Raw genomic sequence first — 18,136 nt, 5'->3', positions numbered from 1 at the left:
AAGGACCGCGGTGCGAATGTGTTCCCCGGATCCCCCGGCTGCGGGTACTCGCTTCTGCGAGCTGCGGCGACGGAAGGATCCTTCTCCCCCAGTCTAGCGCCTCCGAACCGCGGCACACGTCGCGTCCTGGCTGGGCGCGTACGCTGGGAACCATGCCCACCGAACGCGAACTCGCCGCCACCATCGACCACGCGATCCTGAAGCCCGAGCTCACCCGGGCCGACGTCGACGCCGAACTCGACATCGCGGCGGAGTGGGGCGTCTTCAGCGTGTGCGTGCGTCCCAGCGACATCCCGCACGCGGTCGAGCGCCTCGCCGGCACCGGCGTGGCCGTCGGCACCGTGATCGGCTTCCCCCATGGCACGACGTCCACCGCAGCCAAGGTCGCCGAGACCCGGCAGGCCCTCGCCGACGGCGCCGCCGAGGTCGACATGGTCATCAACATCGGCGCACTGCGCTCGGGCTTCGACGACGTCGTCGTCGCCGACATCGCGGCCGTCGTCGAGGCCGCGCAGGGACATGTCACGAAGGTGATCCTCGAGACCGCCCTCCTCGACGACGAGCAGATCGAGCGGGGCAGCCGCCTCACCGAGGCGGGCGGCGCGCACTTCGTCAAGACCTCCACCGGTTTCGCCGGCGGCGGCGCGACGGTCCCCCACGTCGAACTCATGCGTCGCACCGTCGGCGCGGGCGTCGAGGTGAAGGCATCCGGCGGCGTCCGCAGCTACGCCGACGCGCTCGCCATGATCGAGGCGGGTGCCACGCGCCTGGGCACGAGCGGCAGCGCCGTCATCCTCGGCGAGGCACGTCGAGTGGATGCCGGGGCCGCAGCGACCGGCGCGGTCGACGACACGTCGTACTGACGACCCTCCCGACGGTTCGGCCGCGCAGGACCGACGGGGAACCCCGTCAGGATCGCAGCGCGGCACGGACGTCGGCGACGTCCGCAGCCATCTGCGCGATGAGCGCCTCGATGCCCTCGAAGGCGACCATCCCGCGCACACGCGCGACGAACTGCACCTGCACGATGTGGCCGTACAGGTCGAGCCCCGTCTCGTCGAGGACGTACGCCTCGACCTGCCGGACGGGCACGTCGTCGAACGTGGGGTTCGTTCCGATCGAGATCGCGGCCGCGTACCGCGTCGCCGGCGCGTAACCGCCGGCATCCGTGCCCTCGTCGACCAGCCAGCCGGCGTAGACACCGTCGGCGGGGATGAACCCCTCCGCGGCGGCGGCGAGGTTCGCGGTCGGGTAGCCGAGTTCGCGTCCCCGCTTGAGTCCGTGCACGACCTCGGCACGGACGGCATGCGGGCGTCCGAGCAGACGCGCGGCGTCCTCGACCTGACCGGCAGCGAGCAATTCGCGCACCCAGGTGGACGAGACGCGGCGCCCGCCTCCCTGCACGTCACCGACGACGTCGACGGTGAATCCGTGCTCGCGCCCGAAGCCGACCAGGAACTCCGGCGTGCCCGCTCCCCCGCGACCGAAACGGAAGTCGGCACCCACCATGACGCAGACGGCGCCGAGGGCGTCGACGAGGATCCGCTCGGCGAAGGTCTCGGGCGCAAGCGACGCGAGCGCCTCGTCGAACCGGAGCACGAGGACCGCGTCGACGCCGGCGTCGCGGAGCAGGGCGATCTTCTGGTCGACGCTCACGAGGGATTCGGGACAGCGGTCGGGACGCAGGAGGCTGAGGGGATTCCGGTCGAAGGTCACCGCGACGACCCGGGCTCCGGCATCCGTCGCCGTCACGCGGGCGCGATCGATGACCGCGCGGTGGCCGGAATGCACGCCGTCGAATTTGCCGATCGCGACGACGCTGGGACCGAACCCGGCGGCGATCTCAGCAGGGTCGCGGAACACGATCATGCGGCACCGTCCGTCGTGCGTCCGCGCCGGTGGGTGATGAGCCACCAGAGCCCCAGGAAGGGCAGGACGAGCGGGATGAGCACATACCCGATGCCGTAGCCCGACCACACCGTGGGGTGGTTGAAGAGCTCGGGATGAGTCAAGGAGAGGGTTCCGACGACGAGGACGCCGACGAGCTCGAAGACGATGGCGGCCCACGCGACGCGGTACCACCGCTCCGATGCGCTGAAGATCAGCGCGAGGGTCGCCAGAATATAGACGAGGGCGGACAGCGCCGACAGCGAGTACGCCACGGGGGCGTCGTCGAACTCACGGACGATCTGGACGAACGAGCGGCCCGTCGCCCCCAGCGCCATGATCGCGTAGACGACGACGAGGACACGGCCGACACCGGTCATCCGACGCGGGGATGAGGATGCGGCCGACGGAGCGGGCGGGGTCGGCGCGATCTCAGGCATGGCCCCTCAATCCTACGGCCGCGCGGTGCAGGTCTCGCCGCGGGGCCCACGGACTCAGGCGACCTGGATCGTCCAGATGACGTTCATGCGCCACACCATGATCGCGATCGCGAAGGCCGCGACCCCCATCACGACGGTGCTCCAGCGGCTCCGTTCGATGAGCGCCCAGACGACGGCGGCGGGCGGGATCAGCACGGCCGAGACGAGGTAGACCCAGAACTCGAGAGGGTCGCCCGAGGGCGGATTGCCCGCCAACGGAGCGATGATCGAGATCACGACCTGCACGATCAGCAGGAGCAGGATGAGCGCCTGGGTCCCGACTGACAGGTCGCTCGGGCGGCGTCCTGCGAGTCCCAGCACGGTGCACAACAGCCCCGCCGCGCACGCGACCGCGATGAGGACGACGGTGAACCCGGCGATCACGGCTGCTCCTCCGGCATGTTCATGAGGCTCTTCACGTCGTCGCCGCGACGGCCGACGATGCCGACGAGCGCTCCATCCGGGGCGATCGCGGCGGGGGTCTCCGTCTCGAGGCGCCGGGCGGCGCCGAGCAGGCGCTTGCCGTGCCGCAGGTCGCGCGCCTCGTCAGCGGTGACGGGGAAGGCGCCGAGAAGCGATGCCGCGACCTCGGCGGCATCCTTCAACGGCACCTGGGGGGTCAGTTCGGTGACGGCGTCGGCGACGTCGAAGGGACCGACGCGAGTGCGCCGCAGGGCCGTCAGGTGACCGCCGACGCCGAGATCCGCGCCGAGGTCCCGTGCCAGTGCCCGGATGTAGGTGCCGCTGGAGCAGTCCACGACGACGTCGACGTCGACGACGGCGTCGCCCCGGCGGATCTCCCGCACCTCGAACCGGCTCACGACGACGTCGCGGGCCTTCAGTTCGACCTGCTCCCCCGCCCGCGCCAAGTCGTACGCGCGGCGTCCGCCGACCTTGATCGCCGAGACCGTGCTCGGCACCTGCGCCATGGGCCCCGTCAGTGAGCGGATGCCGCTCCGGATCGCGTCGTCGGCGACACCACCGGCATCCGTCGTCGACGTCTCGACGCCGTCGGCGTCGTCGGAGTCCGTCGTCGCACCGAGCCGGATGGTCGCTTCGTATGTCTTGTCGAGCCCGACGACGTACGTCAGCAGTCGGGTCGCGTGCCCGATGCCGAGGACGAGGAGGCCCGTCGCCATGGGATCGAGGGTTCCGGCGTGGCCGATCTTGCGGGTGTTCAGCGCCCGGCGGGCGCGAGCGACGATGTCGTGACTCGTGACGCCGCCGGGCTTGTCGACGAGGAGGATCCCGCCGCTCGCCTGGCTCTGGTGCATGGCTTCCAGCCTAGGCTCGCGCGCGCTCGTGCTCGCGCCCGCGCCCGTGCCCGCGCTCGTGCTCGTGCTTCTGTCCGGATCATGTGCTCTCGCCGAGAACACACGCTATGCACGTTCGTGGCATGTGTTCTCGGCGAGAGCACATGATGTCGCCGGGGAGGGAGGGCACCCGGGCAGGGTCGCCGGGGTGGGAGGGCACGCGCGGCGACCTAGGCTGGAGCGGTGCCCGACCTCGCCCCGCCGCTGATCGCGTGGTACCGCGAGAACGCGAGGGATCTGCCCTGGCGTCGCGAGGGCTTCGGAGCGTGGGGAACGCTCGTGAGCGAGTTCATGCTCCAGCAGACCCCCGTTGCCCGGGTCATCCCCCGCCTCGAGGAGTGGCTCTCGCGCTGGCCGACCCCGGCCGACCTCGCCGCCGCTCCCCCGGCCGACGCCGTCCGCCTCTGGGCGAACCTCGGCTATCCGCGGCGGGCCCTGTGGCTGCACCGCGCGGCGACGGAGATCCGCGACCGGCACGACGGGTCGGTCCCCCGCGACGTAGACGCCCTGCTCGCGCTCACCGGGATCGGCGACTACACCGCCCGCGCGGTGGCGGTGTTCGCGTTCGGCGACCGGCATCCCGTCGTCGACACGAACACCCGGCGCGTCCTCGCCCGCGCCGTCGATGGACGCTCGCAGCCCGGGCCCCCGGCGAAGGCCGACCTCGCCGCGATGACCGCGATCCTGCCCGAGGACGACGGCGACGCCGCGGTCGTCAACGCGGCCGCGATGGAGCTCGGCGCCGTCGTCTGCACGGCACGCACACCGCGATGCGAGACGTGCCCGCTCGCCGAGGCCTGCGCCTGGCGTGCGGCCGGATACCCCGACACGGGCGACGAGCGCCGGAAGCAAGCGCGGTACGAGGGCAGCGACCGGCAGGCGCGCGGCGCCGTCATGAAGGTGCTGCGGGATGCCGACGGTCACGTCGCGCCCGCCCCCGCCGTCATCGCCGAATGGCCCGACCCGCAGCAGCGGGACCGGGCCATCGACTCACTCATCGTCGACGGCCTGGTCGAGGCCGTCGACGGGATGCTGCAGCTGCCGCGCTAGGGCGCGTCAGGCGGGACGTCTCAGTCCTCGTCGTTCTCTTCGCGCGCCTTCACGTACGGGTCCGCCTCGCCGGCGTAGGTGCCGGATGCCGCGATTCCCGCGACCTGCGCGTCGCGCTCGCGCGCCTCGCGCAGGAGCTCCTCGATGTGCCCCGCGTTCTCGGGGAGCGCGTCGAGGATGAACTCCAGGGTCGGGGTCAGACGCGTGCCGAGCTGACGCCCTACCTCGCTGCGCAGCATGCCCGTCGCCGCCTTGAGAGCGGCGGCGGAGTCGGTGCGCGCATCGTCGTCGCCGTAGACCGTGTAGAAGACGGACGCGTGCTGCAGGTCACCCGTCACGCGCACATCCGTGATCGTGACGAACCCGAGCCGCGGGTCGCGCAGCCCCTTCTCGAGACGCTCCGCGATGAGCACGCGGATGCGGTCCGCCAGCCGTGCCTGCCGTTCTCCGGCCATGTCCTTCTCCTTCTCTACCCGGCCCGCGATACGGCTGGCCGGAAACTGCGGAGGACTCGGATGTCCGTCCGAGGCAATCGGGGTAGGGGCCCCGCTCTTGCCGAGGACGGACATCCGAGTCCGTAGCAACCTGCAGATCAGCCGCGCGGCTTCTCCACCATCTCGGTCGTCTCGATCTCGTCGCCGATCTGGATGTCGTTGTACTTACCGAGACCGATACCGGCCTCGAAGTCCGTACGAACCTCGGTGACGTCGTCCTTGAACCGGCGCAGCGACTCGATGGCCAGACCGTCGGCGAGCACGACGCCGTCGCGGATGACCCGCGCCTTGGCGTTTCGCGTGATCGTTCCCGAGCGGACGATGACACCGGCGATGTTGCCGAACTTCGAGGAGCGGAACACCTCGCGGATCTCGGCGACACCCGACTGCACCTCTTCGAACTCCGGCTTGAGCATGCCCTGGAGGGACTGCTCGACGTCGTCGATCGCGTTGTAGATGACCGAGTAGAACCGGACGTCGACACCTTCACGGGCGGCACGCTCGCGCGCCTTCGTGTCGGGACGGACGTTGAAGCCGATGACGATCGCGTTGTCGATCGTCGCCAGGTTGATGTCCGACTCGGTGACGGCACCGACACCACGGTGGATGATGCGCAGCTGGACGCTGTCGTCGACCTCGATCTTGAGGAGCGACTCCTCGAGGGCCTCCACGGCACCCGAGACGTCACCCTTGATGATGAGGTTGAGCGACTCGACCTTGCCCTCTTCGAGAGCGCGGGTGAAGTCCTCGAGCGAGATGCGCTTGCGGGCCTTGGCCAGCTGGGCGTTGCGCTCGACCGCTTCACGCTTCTCAGCGATCTGGCGGGCCATGCGGTCCTCTTCGGTGACGATGAACACGTCACCGGCGCGGGGCACGGAGTTCAGACCCTGCACCTGCACGGGACGCGACGGGTAGGCCTCGTCGACTGCATCGCCGTTCTCGTCGATCATGGCGCGGACGCGGCCGTAGGCCGTGCCCGCGACGATCGCGTCACCGACGCGGAGCGTTCCGGACTGGATCAGCACCGTGGCGACCGAACCGCGACCCTTGTCGAGCTTGGCTTCGATCGCGACACCGCGGGCCGCCTTGTTCGGGTTGGCCGTGAGGTCCAGACCCGCGTCAGCGGTGAGGAGGACGGCATCCAGCAGTTCCTGGATGTTGGTGCCCTGGCGAGCCGACACGTCGACGAACATGACGTCGCCGCCGTACTCCTCGGCGACCAGGCCGTACTCGGTCAGCTGCTGACGGACCTTCGCGGGGTTCGCGTCGGGCTTGTCGACCTTGTTGACCGCAACCACGATCGGCACGTTCGCCGCCTGAGCGTGGTTCAGCGCCTCGACCGTCTGCGGCATGATGCCGTCGTCGGCCGCGACGACGAGGATCGCGAGGTCGGTCACCTGCGCACCGCGGGCACGCATGGCGGTGAACGCCTCGTGACCCGGGGTGTCGATGAAGGTGATCGCGCGCTCGATGCCCTCGTGCTCGGTCCACACCTGGTAGGCACCGATGTGCTGGGTGATGCCACCCGCTTCACCGGCGACGACGTTGGTCTGACGGATCGCGTCGAGCAGTCGCGTCTTACCGTGGTCGACGTGGCCCATGACGGTGACCACGGGAGGACGGATCTCGAGGTCGTCCTCGCTCTCCGCCTCCAGTTCGGCCTCGAGGTCGAGGCCGAAGCCCTCGAGGAGCTCTTTGTCCTCGTCCTCGGGAGACACCATCTGGATCTTGTAGCCGAGCTCCTCACCGAGGATCTCGAACGTCGCCTCATCCAGCGACTCGGTGGCCGTGGCCATCTCGCCGAGGTTGAAGAGGATCGTCACGAGCGTGCCGGGCTGCACGTTGTAGCCGCGCAGGGCCTCGAGCTTGTCGGCGAAGTCCGAGATCGACGCGCCGCGACGCAGGCGGATGATCTCGCCGTTGCCCTTGGAGACGTTGACGCCGCCGACGACCGGCGCCGACCGCATCTCGAACTCTTGCCGCTTCGCCCGACGCGACTTGCGCTGCTTCGACTTGCCGCCACCCTTACCGAAGGCGCCTGCGGTACCACCGCCGGGGCCACGGCCACGACCGCCACCGCCGCCGGGACGACCGGCGAAGCCCCCGGCGGGAGCACCGGGACGAGCCGCACCGAAGCCGCCGCCGCCACCGGGACGACCGGGGCCGCCGGGCCGCTGCTGGAACGGAGCACCGGGACGACCGCCGCCACCGGGACGACCGGCACCACCGGGACGCGGGGCGCCGGGACGGGGTGCACCGGGACGTGGAGCCTGCGGACGCGGGATGTTGCCGGGGTTGGGACGCTGGCCCATGCCCTGCGCCGAGGCGAAGGGGTTATTGCCGGGGCGGGGCCCGGCGGGACGCTGGCCCATTCCCTGCGCCGAGGCGAAGGGGTTGTTGCCGGGGCGCGGCGCGCCGCCCGGACGGGGCGGCTGGGCGCCCGGCTTGCCGGGGGTCGCGGCGGGCGCGGCTGCGCCCGGCGTCGGAGCGCCGGACTCGGCAGCAGCCGGAGCGGGCGTCTCCGCGACCGGCTCGGTCGGAGCGGCCGGTGCCGCCGGCTCGGGAGCCGGTGCGGGCTTGGGTGCCGACGGGCGGGGTCCGGGGGTTGCGCCGGATGCCGGTGCCTTGGCGGCGGGCTTCGCGGGCGCGGCGGCAGGTGCCTTCACGCCTTCCGCCTCGAGGGCGGCGCGGAGCTTGCGAGCCACGGGGGGCTCGATGGTGGACGAAGGGCTCTTGACGAATTCGCCGAGCTCCTTCAGCTTCGCGAGGGCGACTTTACTGTCGACGCCGAGCTCGGAAGCGATCTCGTGCACGCGTGGTTTTGCCACAATTCTCCTGTCTGGGGCCCGCCCCGGACAGGGCGGACCGTCATTCGCGGACGGGTCTCATTTCGAGCCGTTCACTTTGTGTCCATAGCCGTTCAGCCGTTTCGCTGGAGGGATTCTCTGGTGGTCCGCGCATCCAGTTCCGCTGAGTTCAGCGGAGTGGATACTCGTAGTGCTCGTCCGAATGCGCGCCGCTGGAGAGCGGTACTCACGCATCCGTCCGTGTCATGCACCCACGCGCCCCGCCCCGGGAGGACGGCCTTCTCGTCGATGACGAGGGCACCGTCCCTGGCCACGATGCGGAGCAACGAGGACCGGGAGGCACGCGCGCGGCATCCCACGCACGTTCGAACAGGTTCCATCCTACCGCGTCAGGACTCGTCGAGAATGCTGTCGGGCTGGATGTCGATCTTCGCTCCGGTCAATTTCGCGGCGAGCCGGGCGTTCTGACCCTCCTTGCCGATCGCGAGCGAGAGCTGGTAGTCGGGAACGAGTGCGCGAACGGCCTTCGTGGCCTGGTCGAGCACGAAGCTCGAGGTCACCTTGGCGGGCGAGAGTGCATTCGCGACGAACTTCGGCAGCGTCTCGTCGTAGTCGACGATGTCGATCTTCTCGCCGCCGAGCTCCTCCGTGACGGCGCGGACGCGCCGGCCGAGCTCTCCGATGCAGGCGCCCTTGGCGTTGACGGCGGGATCGTTCGCCCTGACGGCGATCTTCGTGCGGTGACCGGCTTCGCGGGCGAGCGAGACGATCTCGACGACACCCGAGGCGATCTCGGGGACCTCGAGGGCGAACAGTTTGCGGACGAGTCCGGGGTGGGTGCGCGACACGGTGATCTGGGGTCCCTTGAGACCCTTCGAGACCGAGGTGACGTAGACGCGCAGTCGCGAACCGTGCGCGTAATCCTCCCCGGGGACCTGCTCCTCGGGGGGCAGGATCGCCTCGATCGTGCCGAGGTCGACGTGCACCATGCGGGGGTTCGGCCCCTGCTGGACGACGCCGGCGACGATGTCGCCCTCCTTGCCCTTGAACTCGCCGAGCACAGCGTCGTCTGCGATGTCGCGGAGGCGCTGGCTGATGACCTGCTTCGCGGCGAAGGCGGCGATGCGGCCGAAGTCGTCGGGAGTCGACTCCTCCTCGCCGATGACGGCGCCCTCGTCATCGCGCAGCGGGATGTACACGGCGACGTGTCCGCTCTTGCGGTCGAGGTGGGCACGAGCGCCCTCGGGGAGTTCACCGTCGGGAGAGGTGTGCTTCGCGTAAGCCGTCAGGATGGCCTGCTCGATGATCCGGATCAGTTCTTCGAACGGAATCTCCCGCTCGCGTTCGACAGTCCGCAGCAGCCCCAGGTCGATGTCCACAGGTGCCTCCCTTTTTCAGTTGCTCAACACGGCGCCGCGGTCCCGCCCGGAGACCCGGTGGGTCGCGGCATCCCGTCAACGTTACCCGATCGGATGGGTGGCGACCTGAGAAGATCGAGGGATGACCGACGCCATGGAGGACGCCGCCCGCAGCGTGCGCCGCTCCCCCATCGCGCGTGGACTCGCGCGGGGCGGGTACGCCGCCAACGGCGTCGTCCACCTGCTCTTCGGTGTGATCGTCATCGTCATCTCGTTCGGCGGACGCGGCGAATCCGATCAGGCCGGAGCCTTCCGCGCCATCCTCGATGCGCCGCTCGGCCTCGCGCTCGTGTCGCTGCTCGCCCTGCTGCTCACCGCGCTGGGCCTGTTCCAGGTGCTGCGCGCCTTCCTCGCGAAGGGGACGGATGCCGCGGCCTGGGGACGGCGATCATCGGCTGCCGGGCAGGCCGTCGTCTACCTCGCGCTCGCTGCGATCGCCGTGACGGTCGCCCTCGGCGCACGCCTGGACGGCGACCGCAGCGCGCAACAGGTGACCCGCTGGCTCCTCGATACCCCTGGCGGCGTCTTCGTCGTCGCCGCGGCCGGGATCGGACTCGCCGTCGGAGGGCTCGTGTTCGCCTCGATCGGCGTGCGGCGATCCTTCGACAAGCAAGTGCGCGTCCCGCGCGGCGGGATGGGGACCGCCGTCACCGTCACGGGGATCGTCGGCTACCTCGGCAAGGGGCTGTCCGTGGCGATCGTCGGCGTGCTGCTGCTCGTCGCGGCCCTCAAGCAGGAGGCGACGGCGGCCGGAGGGTTCGACGCCGCCATCGAGGCGCTCCTCGAGCAGCTGTTCGGTCCGTTCCTCGTGTTCCTGATCGGATTCGGCCTGGTTGTCTACGCGGCCTTCAGCTTCCTGCGGGCCCGCTACGCGAAGCTGTGAGACCCGTCGGTCACGAGGCGGCGTGCGGCTCGCTCGGCGGTGAAGCCGGTGGAGCGGATGCCAGCTCGTTGACGGCGCGGATGAGGTGGTGGAGCTCGCCGACACGGTGGCGGTCGAAGTCCATCAGCAGCCTCGGCATGTCGAGGCGGTCGTCGTCCTGCCGCTCCCGTCGCAACGGCGCGGTGCGCTCTATCCGCCCGCCGGTCAGGAGGTGGGAGAACCGCCGCGAGAGGTCCGCGACCTCGGCGTCGGTGGGCTCGGCGCACAGACGCAGGACGAGGCGCGAGCCGATCCAGCGCAGCGAGTCGTAGTTCCGCCAGAACCCGGTGATCTCCGCCTCCGCATCGGCGACGGAGTCCGTGATGAGGACCCGATCGAGATCGTCAGGGGAGATCACCCCCGACGGGATGAGCTGCTCCTGCGCGAACCGCTCCAAGCCGCGCCAGAACGTGCCCCCCGGAGCATCCAGGAGGACGATCGGCGTCGGCTCCGCTTTGCCGGTCTGCTGCAGCGTGAGCAGTTCGAACAGCTCGTCGAGAGTGCCGAACCCGCCCGGGACGGCCACGAAGCCGCGGGACTCCTTGACGAGCATGAGCTTGCGCGTGAAGAAGTACTTCATGGCGACGACACGATCCGCCTCGGCGATCACGGCGTTCGGCTTCTCCTCGAAGGGCAGCCGGATCGACACCCCGAGGGATTGCCCCGGCCCCGCCCCCTCCGCGGCTGCCTGCATGATCCCCGGGCCCGCCCCCGTCACGACCATCCAGCCGCGTTCGGCGAGCGCACGCGCGATGTCGGCCGCCGCGAGGTACAGGGGATCGTGCGGCTGGGTCCGCGCGGACCCGAAGATCGTGACCTTGGGCGATGATCGGTACGGCGCGAAGAGCGCGAACGCCGAGCGCATCTCCGAGAGCGCTGCCGACGCGATCTTCAGGTCGAGGCGGTCGGTGTCGTCGACTCCCAGCCCCACCCCCGTGACGAGGATGCGCGCGACGAGGTCAACGTTCTCCTCGACGCCGGCGTGGGAGAGGAGGGTGCGGACGGCGTCGGTGACGTCACCGTCGAGGGCGGACGTGGAACTCGGCGACATGCCACCAGGCTGTCACGATCCGGCATCCGAAGGGTGAACGGCAGGGTTTCTGCCAGTAACGGATGCCGACGCTCAGGCGGTCAGCGCCGCGACCGCCTCCGCGGCGGCGAGCGTGGTGCGCTCCCCCGATCGGCGATCCCAGAGTTCGACCTGACCCTCGGCGGCACCGCGTCCGACGATGAGGATCTTCGGCACGCCTACCAGCTCGGCATCGCCGAACTTCACGCCGGGCGAGACCTTCGGCCGGTCGTCGAGGAGCACGTCGCGTCCAGCCGACTCGAGGTCGACGGAGAGCTTCTCAGCGAGGTCGAAGGCCGCGGCATCCCGCCCCGTCGCGACGACGTGGACGTCGAACGGCGCGATCGACTCGGGCCACACGAGGCCACGGTCGTCGTTGTTGAGCTCGGCGAGGATCGCGAGGATGCGCGTCACGCCGATGCCGTACGAGCCCATCGTGACGGTGACGAGCTTGCCGTTCTCGTCGAGCACCTTCAGGCCGAGCTTCTCGGCGAAGAAGCGTCCCAGCTGGAAGACGTGGCCGATCTCCATGCCGCGGGCGAGTTCGACGGGACCGGAGCCGTCGGGCGCGGGATCGCCGGCGCGGACGTTCGAGACGTCGACGACGCCGTCGGCCGTGAAGTCGCGGCCGTAGACGACGGAGTGCGCGTGCTTCTCGTGCTCGTTCGCGCCCGTCACCCAGGCGGTGCCCTCGACCACGCGGGGGTCGACGAGGTAGCGGATGCCGGTGGTCGATTCCTCGCCGAGGACCGCACCGTCCGGCGACCAGGGCCCGATGTAGCCCTTGACGAGACCCGGGTGCTTCGCGAAGTCCGCCTCGGTGGCGGCCTCGACGTCCGCGGGCGCGAAGGCGACCTCGACGCGCTTGTCGTCGATGTCGCGGTCACCGGGGAGTCCGACGACGACGAGCTCGCGCGTGCCGTCGAGGTGCGTCAGGGCGAGGACGACGTTCTTGAGCGTGTGCGCCGCCGTCCACCGCTGCGCACCGTCGGTCGCGGGACCGGCGATGCCGCGCGCGGGAGCTTCGAGGTGTTCGTTCGTGTGGGCGACCAGGGTCTCGATCGTCGGCGTGCCCGGTGAGTCGAAGACGACGGGCGCCCCATCGGCGATCGGCAGGGCCTCGGGCACGACGGTCGCGAAGGCTTCCACGTTGGCGGCGTACCCGCCCGCGGAGCGGACGAAGGTGTCCTCGCCGACGGCGATCGGGTGGAGGAACTCCTCGCTGCGAGCACCGCCCATGAGGCCGTTGTCGGCGGCGACGATGACGTACTCCATGTTCAGGCGCGTGAAGATGCGCTCGTAGGCGTCGCGCTGAGACTGGTACGAGATGTCCTGACCCGCGTCCGTGTAATCGAACGAGTAGGCGTCCTTCATCGTGAACTCACGACCGCGGAGGAGGCCCGCGCGGGGGCGCGCCTCATCCCGGTACTTGTCCTGGATCTGGTAGATCGTCAGCGGCAGGTCCTTGTACGACGAGTAGAGGTCCTTCACGAGGAGGGTGAACATCTCCTCGTGCGTCGGCGCGAGGAGATAGTCGGCGCCCTTCCGGTCCTGCAGGCGGAAGATCCCGTCGCCATAGGAGGTCCAGCGGCCGGACTCCTCGTAGGGGTCGCGGGGCAGGAGGGCCGGGAAGTGCACCTCGAACGCGCCCGCGCCCGTCATCTCCTCGCGGATGATCTGCTCGAGCTTCGCCTTCACGCGCAGTCCCAGCGGGAGCCACGTGAAGATGCCGGGCGCGGCGCGGCGGATGTAGCCGGCGCGCACCAGCAGCCGGTGGCTGGTGACCTCGGCGTCAGCCGGGTCTTCGCGGAGCGTGCGGAGGAAGTATGTCGAGAGACGGGTGACCACGAGGGTCAAGTCTAGGTCCGCGGAGCCGTCGCGCGTGGCGGCAAGCGGCTTAGCCTGGAGGGATGCCTCCCGTGCTGCTGACCGGATTCGAGCCCTTCGCCGGTGACGGCACCAATCCCTCGGGCGACGCCGTCCGCGCCGTCGGCGAGCGGTGGACCGGGCCAGCGCGCCTCGTCACCGAGGTGCTGCCCGTCACGTTCGACGGTGCGATCGCGCGGCTCGCGGTGCTGCTCGATGAGCACCGACCCGACATCGTCGTCGCCACGGGGCTCGCCGGCGGCCGAACCGCCGTCACCCCGGAGCGGATCGCGGTGAACCTCGCCGACGCCCGTATCCCCGACACCTCCGGACATCGACCGCAGGACGCCGCGGTGGTGGAGGGCGGGCCGGCCGCCTACTTCGCCACGCTCCCGGTGAAGGCGATCAGTGGGGCCCTCGGTGCCGCCGGCATCCCTTCCACCGTGTCGCACTCGGCGGGCACGTTCGTCTGCAACGCGACGATGTACGCCGCGCTGCATGCGACCGCGGGGACGCCGACGCGCGCCGGGTTCGTCCACGTTCCGTGGGCCACCGGTACGGGTCCCGTCGGCGCGTCAGCCCTGCCGTTCGAGCAGATCGTGGACGCCGTCGAGATCGCCGTCCGTGTCTGCCTCGACGCCGACGCGGATCTCAGCATCGCCGGCGGCGATCTGTTGTGACAGGGCGATCTGTCGTGACAGGGCGATCTGTCGTGACAGGTCGAACTGTTGTGACAGGGCGACCTCAGCGACCGAACAGGTCACCGAGGCCCGGCAGGTCGAACCCGCCGAGGTTCTCCCCGAACCCCGCGACCTGATCGCCGACGCCCGCGATCTGCTCGCTGACACCGCTGACGGCGCCCTCGGCGAGCGCATCGACGTCGAGGCCCTGGGCGAGCGCGTCGAAGTCCACGCCCATGCCCGCAGCCTGGGCCAGAAGCGGGCCGGCGACGGACGTCACGATGGCTCCGCCGGCGACCGCGCCGAGGATCCCGACACCGGCACCCAGGGCGGCGCCGCCGGCGACGCGGGATGCGCCCCCGCCGCGGCTCGCCCGCGACAGCAACCCGGTCATCAGCCCCGGCCGTGAGGCCTCTCCGCGCGCCGCCGCGCGGGCGAGATCGGCCGGAGCCGCGGAGCGGGGCTGTTCGTGGGTCGGCAGTTCGGCCACCATCCGCGCCTGGACCTGCGCGCGCTGATCGGGAGTCAGCCTCGCGAAGGCCTCCTGGTGGATCTGCTCGATCTGCGCGGGATCGGCGGTCTGCATGAGGTAGTCGTAGCGAGCGATCGCCCGACGATCGGCGTCCGTGGCCGAGTGGGCGGATGCCTGGCCGCGGGATGCGGGCGGAGGCGTGAGCGACGCCGACGAAGAGCCCGGCGTCGCTGCCGGTGCGCCGGCAGCGGGGGTGGCGGGTGCGGGAGCCCGCCCATCGCCTGTCAACGCATCGGCGGCTGAGCGGACGATCCCGCGCCAGTCGCCTGTGCGGGAGGAACTCGGCGAGCCCGACGGCCCGGTGCCACCGGGTTTCGCGTCGAGCGCTTTGGTGGCCATGCCGATCAGTCGGGAGAGCTTGCTCATGCCGCCGACGGTATGCGCCCGCGTTATGGAGCGCCTGGGCAGGACCGACGAGTCCGCTGACCGGCCGTCCTACACTGACGGCGTGCATATCCGTCGCGCGCGTCTCGTCTCCCCCGCCCAGTCGGACCTCCGCGACGCGCTCGCGGCCCTCCGCGTCGAGTTCGATCTCCCCGCGGGCTTCCCTGCCGACGTGCAAGCCGAGGCCGAACACGCCGCCCGCACCGTCCCCGTCGATCCTGCGGTCGCGGGGCTGGCGGATCTCCGCGGCATCCCGTTCCTCACGATCGATCCGGAAGGTTCGACCGACCTCGACCAGGCGCTGCACCTCGAGCGGACCGCCGACGGCGGCGGCATCCTGCACTACGCCATCGCCGACGTCCCCGCCTTCGTGACCCTGGGCGGGGCGGTCGACGCGGAGGCCCGCCGTCGCGGCCAGACGATCTACGCACCCGACGGGAGGATCCCGCTGCACCCCGCCGTCCTCAGTGAGGATGCCGCCTCACTCCTGCCGGACCGCGACCGCCGCGCCTACGTGTGGCGCTTCGAGCTGGATGCCGGAGCCCGCCCCACCTCGACGTCGCTGACCCGCGGGGTCGTCCGCTCCCGCGCCCAGTGGTCCTACGTCGACGCGCAGGCCGCGCTCGAGAAGGGCGACGCGCCCGATGCGATCCGACACCTCGTCTGGTTCGGCGAGGAACGCGCCCGCCGGGAGATCGAGCGGGGTGGAGCGAGCCTCAGCCTCCCCGAGATCCGTGTCGTGACGACGCCGCAGGGATATGCACTCGAGGCCGACGAGGGTGTGCCCCTCGAAGACGCCAACGCGCAGGTGTCGCTCCTGACCGGCATGGCCGCCGCTGAGATCATGATCAGCGGCGGGGTGGGCATCATCCGCACGATGCCCCCGGCATCCGATGACGACGTCGCGGCCTTCCGGGCGCAGACGATCGGCTTCGGCCTGCCGTGGCGGGAGGCCGTGCCGTACGGCGACTACCTCCGCGACCTGCCGCGGACGCCCGTGGGGCGTGCGGTCCGAGAGCACGCCGCCGCTCTGTTCCGCGGCGCCGGATACGCGGCCTTCGACGGCGACCTCCCCGAGCTGACGACGCAGGCCGCGATCGCCGCGCCGTACGCGCACGTCACCGCGCCGCTGCGACGGCTCGTCGACCGCTGGGCGCTCCTCGTCTGCGATGCCCTCGCCAACGGTCGGCCCGTTCCGGATGACGTGCGATCCTCGCTGACCGACCTCCCCGAGACGATGGAGGGGTCCGCGCGCATCGCATCCCAGGTGGATGCTGCGGCCATCGAGCGCGTCGCCGCAGCAGTCCTCACGGGTCGCGAGGGCGAGGAGTTCGACGCCGTCGTCCTGCGGCAGCGGGAGGGCGGGGCGCGCGTGGCGCTCACCCTGCCGCCGCTCGAGACCGTCGTCGCCGACGTGGACGCACAGCCCGGCGACGTGGTCCGCGTCCGCCTCGTCGCCACGGACGTCGCCCGGGGGAAGAGCGAGTTCGTCGCCTTCTGACCGCGGCGCGTCGATTTGCACGAGCCGGGCTCCTCGTGTGCAATATATTGCATGCCGGTCCCCGCCACCTCCCTCCCTCCCCGCGGTCTCCTCCGCGATGACGTCCGCGCCAAGCTGCGTGACGCGATCGTCGACGGCACGCTCGCCCCCGGCGAGCAGCTGCGCGATGCGGAACTGTCCGCCTGGCTCGGGGTCTCACGCACCCCGGTCCGCGAGGCGCTCCTCGACCTCGCCCGCTCGGGTCTCGTTCTCGCTCAGCCCGGTCGCTCCACGATCGTCGCGCCGATCGATGGGCGCGCCGAACGCGATGCCGCCTCGGTCGTCGCCTCGATGCACCGCATCGCCGTCGTCGAGTCGACACCGCTCCTCACCGACGACGACATCGACCGGATGCGGCGGGCCAACGAGGCGTTCGTGGCCGCCCATGCCGCCGGGGACACCGCGGCGGCCCTGCGCGCCGATCACGACTTTCACGCGGTCGCCGTCGATCGGGCCGGCAACGAGGCCGTCCGCACCGTGCTGGCCCTCTACGGTCCGGTGCTCGAGCGCGCCGAGCGTCTGCGCTTCTCGTCGGATGACGCGGATGCCTCGGCGGCGCGCCACGCCGAGCTCATCCGGCACTGCGCCGCCCGTGACGCCCAGGCCGCGGCATCCGTCGCCGAAGGCCTCTGGCTCGACCTGCTGACCGACACCACCCCCCAGGAGCCCGCATGATCCTCGACCAGTTCCCCCGGCATCCGCTCACCTTCGGGCCGAGCCCCATCCACCCGCTGAAGCGGCTGACCCAGCACCTCGGCGGCGCGCAGGTCTGGGCCAAACGCGAAGACGTCTCGAGCGGGCTGGCCTTCGGCGGGAACAAGACGCGCAAGCTCGAGTACATCGTCCCGGACGTGCTCGCGAGCGGCGCCGACACGATCGTGTCGATCGGCGGTTACCAGTCGAATCACACCCGTCAGGTGGCGGCCGTGGCCGCGCACCTGGGACTCAAGGCGCGCCTCGTGCAGGAGAAGTGGGTGCCGTGGGACGAGCCGGTGAACGACAAGGTCGGCAACATCCTCCTGTCCCGCATGATGGGCGCCGATTCCCGTCTCGACGACGCCGGCTTCGACATCGGCATCCGCGACTCGTGGAAGCAGGCTCTGCAGGAGGTGGAGGATGCCGGCGGCACCCCCTACCCCATCCCGGCCGGAGCCTCGGAGCACCGCCTCGGCGGACTCGGTTTCGCGAACTGGGCGTTCGAGGTCGCCGAGCAGGAGAAGCAGTTCGGGGTCTTCTTCGACACGATCGTCGTCTGCACCGTGACCGGATCGACCCACGCGGGCATGATCGCCGGCTTCGCGGCCCTCGAGGACATCACGGGAGTGAAGCGACGCGTCATCGGCATCGACGCCTCGGCCACCCTGCAGAAGACCCGCGACCAGGTGGCCCGTATCGCCCGCAACACAGCCGAGCTCATCGAGCTCGGCCGCGACCTGCGCGACGACGAGATCCAGGTCCTCGAGGGGTGGGCGGGCGACCTCTACGGCATCCCCGTCGCATCCACGATGGACGCGATGGCGCTCGGCGCGCAGCTCGAGGCGATGATCACCGACCCGGTCTACGAGGGCAAGTCGCTCGCGGGCCTCATCGACCTCGTCCAGAGCGGCGACATCCCGAAGGACTCGACGGTCCTCTACGCGCACCTCGGCGGGCAACCCGCGATCAACGCGTACCACTCCCTCTGGAGCTGACGAG

At 70.8% G+C, this 18,136-nt stretch carries 18 protein-coding genes; 7 read left to right on the top strand and 11 right to left on the bottom strand.

Features of this window, described 5'->3' with window-relative positions; translation table 11 throughout:
* The first annotated feature begins 152 nt into the window (after positions 1 to 152).
* Complete coding sequence (deoC, locus tag BBA86_RS01975; protein WP_065570013.1) at positions 153 to 863, top strand: deoxyribose-phosphate aldolase; 711 nt, start codon at positions 153 to 155, stop codon at positions 861 to 863.
* A 46-nt stretch (positions 864 to 909) separates the two neighbouring features.
* Here deoC and BBA86_RS01970 read toward each other — a convergent pair whose 3' ends face one another.
* From BBA86_RS01970 to truB, 4 genes are read right to left on the bottom strand one after another with little or no spacing between them, the layout of a single operon-like run.
* Entirely contained in the window at positions 910 to 1,869 is a 960-nt protein-coding gene (locus BBA86_RS01970) for a bifunctional riboflavin kinase/FAD synthetase (protein WP_065570012.1), read from the bottom strand.
* Positions 1,866 to 2,327, bottom strand: coding sequence for a hypothetical protein (locus tag BBA86_RS01965; protein WP_065570011.1), 462 nt, complete (start codon positions 2,325 to 2,327; stop codon positions 1,866 to 1,868). Before BBA86_RS01965 ends, BBA86_RS01970 begins: the two co-directional genes overlap by 4 nt.
* Positions 2,328 to 2,381: 54 nt before the next feature.
* Positions 2,382 to 2,750: a hypothetical protein gene (locus tag BBA86_RS01960; RefSeq protein WP_065570010.1), complete on the bottom strand. Its 369-nt coding sequence runs from the start codon at positions 2,748 to 2,750 to the stop codon at positions 2,382 to 2,384.
* Positions 2,747 to 3,640: a tRNA pseudouridine(55) synthase TruB gene (gene truB / locus BBA86_RS01955; RefSeq protein ID WP_065570009.1), complete on the bottom strand. Its 894-nt coding sequence runs from the start codon at positions 3,638 to 3,640 to the stop codon at positions 2,747 to 2,749. Before truB ends, BBA86_RS01960 begins: the two co-directional genes overlap by 4 nt.
* Before the next feature lie 222 nt (positions 3,641 to 3,862).
* Here truB and BBA86_RS01950 point away from each other — a divergent pair, with 222 nt between their 5' ends.
* The gene (locus BBA86_RS01950; RefSeq protein ID WP_065570008.1) at positions 3,863 to 4,729 is read left to right on the top strand and encodes an A/G-specific adenine glycosylase; all 867 of its coding nucleotides are present in this window, start codon (positions 3,863 to 3,865) and stop codon (positions 4,727 to 4,729) included.
* Between the two features lie 20 nt (positions 4,730 to 4,749).
* On the opposite strand, the gene rbfA is transcribed toward BBA86_RS01950, so the two are convergent.
* The 4 genes from rbfA to nusA all read right to left on the bottom strand — a co-directional run bounded on the left by rbfA (position 4,750) and on the right by nusA (position 9,409).
* Positions 4,750 to 5,184 (bottom strand): 30S ribosome-binding factor RbfA, encoded by a 435-nt coding sequence (gene rbfA / locus BBA86_RS01945; protein WP_065570007.1) that lies wholly within the window; start codon positions 5,182 to 5,184, stop codon positions 4,750 to 4,752.
* 137 nt (positions 5,185 to 5,321) lie between these two features.
* Positions 5,322 to 8,051 carry a translation initiation factor IF-2 gene (gene infB / locus BBA86_RS01940; RefSeq protein WP_189318401.1) on the bottom strand — a complete coding sequence of 910 codons (2,730 nt, stop codon included), beginning with the start codon at positions 8,049 to 8,051 and terminating at the stop codon, positions 5,322 to 5,324.
* 92 nt (positions 8,052 to 8,143) lie between these two features.
* Positions 8,144 to 8,410, bottom strand: coding sequence for a YlxR family protein (locus tag BBA86_RS14220; RefSeq protein WP_083199404.1), 267 nt, complete (start codon positions 8,408 to 8,410; stop codon positions 8,144 to 8,146).
* 9 nt (positions 8,411 to 8,419) lie between these two features.
* A complete protein-coding gene (gene nusA, locus BBA86_RS01935) occupies positions 8,420 to 9,409 on the bottom strand; it encodes a transcription termination factor NusA (protein WP_065570005.1) in 990 nt (329 codons plus the stop codon).
* Between the two features lie 121 nt (positions 9,410 to 9,530).
* Between nusA and BBA86_RS01930 the strand changes: the two genes are divergently transcribed.
* Positions 9,531 to 10,331: a DUF1206 domain-containing protein gene (locus BBA86_RS01930; protein ID WP_065570004.1), complete on the top strand. Its 801-nt coding sequence runs from the start codon at positions 9,531 to 9,533 to the stop codon at positions 10,329 to 10,331.
* A 10-nt stretch (positions 10,332 to 10,341) separates the two neighbouring features.
* On the opposite strand, the gene BBA86_RS01925 is transcribed toward BBA86_RS01930, so the two are convergent.
* Together BBA86_RS01925 and BBA86_RS01920 are read right to left on the bottom strand one after the other, a co-directional pair.
* Complete coding sequence (locus BBA86_RS01925) at positions 10,342 to 11,421, bottom strand: TIGR00730 family Rossman fold protein (protein ID WP_065570003.1); 1,080 nt, start codon at positions 11,419 to 11,421, stop codon at positions 10,342 to 10,344.
* A gap of 72 nt (positions 11,422 to 11,493) precedes the next feature.
* Entirely contained in the window at positions 11,494 to 13,287 is a 1,794-nt protein-coding gene (locus BBA86_RS01920) for a proline--tRNA ligase (protein ID WP_065570002.1), read from the bottom strand.
* A gap of 62 nt (positions 13,288 to 13,349) precedes the next feature.
* Here BBA86_RS01920 and pcp point away from each other — a divergent pair, with 62 nt between their 5' ends.
* Entirely contained in the window at positions 13,350 to 13,985 is a 636-nt protein-coding gene (pcp, locus tag BBA86_RS01915) for a pyroglutamyl-peptidase I (protein WP_223246996.1), read from the top strand.
* 64 nt (positions 13,986 to 14,049) lie between these two features.
* Here the strand turns inward: pcp and BBA86_RS01910 are convergent, their stop codons facing one another.
* Positions 14,050 to 14,883 (bottom strand): cation-transporting ATPase, encoded by an 834-nt coding sequence (locus BBA86_RS01910; RefSeq protein WP_065570001.1) that lies wholly within the window; start codon positions 14,881 to 14,883, stop codon positions 14,050 to 14,052.
* 82 nt (positions 14,884 to 14,965) lie between these two features.
* On the opposite strand from BBA86_RS01910, the gene BBA86_RS01905 reads away from it, so the two are divergent.
* The 3 genes from BBA86_RS01905 to BBA86_RS01895 are packed head-to-tail and all read left to right on the top strand — an operon-like array spanning position 14,966 to position 18,132.
* Positions 14,966 to 16,402 (top strand): RNB domain-containing ribonuclease, encoded by a 1,437-nt coding sequence (locus BBA86_RS01905; protein WP_223246995.1) that lies wholly within the window; start codon positions 14,966 to 14,968, stop codon positions 16,400 to 16,402.
* Positions 16,403 to 16,453: 51 nt separating this feature from the next.
* Complete coding sequence (locus BBA86_RS01900) at positions 16,454 to 17,116, top strand: GntR family transcriptional regulator (protein ID WP_018188606.1); 663 nt, start codon at positions 16,454 to 16,456, stop codon at positions 17,114 to 17,116.
* On the top strand, positions 17,113 to 18,132 hold the full coding sequence (locus BBA86_RS01895) for a 1-aminocyclopropane-1-carboxylate deaminase (RefSeq protein WP_065569999.1): 1,020 nt from the start codon (positions 17,113 to 17,115) through the stop codon (positions 18,130 to 18,132). The genes BBA86_RS01900 and BBA86_RS01895 overlap by 4 nt, the downstream gene beginning before the upstream one ends.
* The last annotated feature ends 4 nt before the right edge of the window (positions 18,133 to 18,136 follow it).

Source organism: Microbacterium oleivorans (genome assembly GCF_001691565.1).
GTDB lineage: Bacteria > Actinomycetota > Actinomycetes > Actinomycetales > Microbacteriaceae > Microbacterium > Microbacterium oleivorans_B.
This window is presented reverse-complemented; position numbering and strand designations above follow the sequence as displayed.

Coding starts and splice junctions, on each gene's coding strand:
- deoC (WP_065570013.1), top strand. CDS start 153: ATGCCCACCGAACGCGAACTCGCCGCCACCATCGACCACGCGATCCTG.
- BBA86_RS01970 (WP_065570012.1), bottom strand. CDS start 1,869: ATGATCGTGTTCCGCGACCCTGCTGAGATCGCCGCCGGGTTCGGTCCC.
- BBA86_RS01965 (WP_065570011.1), bottom strand. CDS start 2,327: ATGCCTGAGATCGCGCCGACCCCGCCCGCTCCGTCGGCCGCATCCTCA.
- truB (WP_065570009.1), bottom strand. CDS start 3,640: ATGCACCAGAGCCAGGCGAGCGGCGGGATCCTCCTCGTCGACAAGCCC.
- rbfA (WP_065570007.1), bottom strand. CDS start 5,184: ATGGCCGGAGAACGGCAGGCACGGCTGGCGGACCGCATCCGCGTGCTC.
- BBA86_RS14220 (WP_083199404.1), bottom strand. CDS start 8,410: ATGGAACCTGTTCGAACGTGCGTGGGATGCCGCGCGCGTGCCTCCCGG.
- BBA86_RS01930 (WP_065570004.1), top strand. CDS start 9,531: ATGACCGACGCCATGGAGGACGCCGCCCGCAGCGTGCGCCGCTCCCCC.
- BBA86_RS01925 (WP_065570003.1), bottom strand. CDS start 11,421: ATGTCGCCGAGTTCCACGTCCGCCCTCGACGGTGACGTCACCGACGCC.
- pcp (WP_223246996.1), top strand. CDS start 13,350: ATGCCTCCCGTGCTGCTGACCGGATTCGAGCCCTTCGCCGGTGACGGC.
- BBA86_RS01910 (WP_065570001.1), bottom strand. CDS start 14,883: ATGAGCAAGCTCTCCCGACTGATCGGCATGGCCACCAAAGCGCTCGAC.
- BBA86_RS01900 (WP_018188606.1), top strand. CDS start 16,454: ATGCCGGTCCCCGCCACCTCCCTCCCTCCCCGCGGTCTCCTCCGCGAT.
- BBA86_RS01895 (WP_065569999.1), top strand. CDS start 17,113: ATGATCCTCGACCAGTTCCCCCGGCATCCGCTCACCTTCGGGCCGAGC.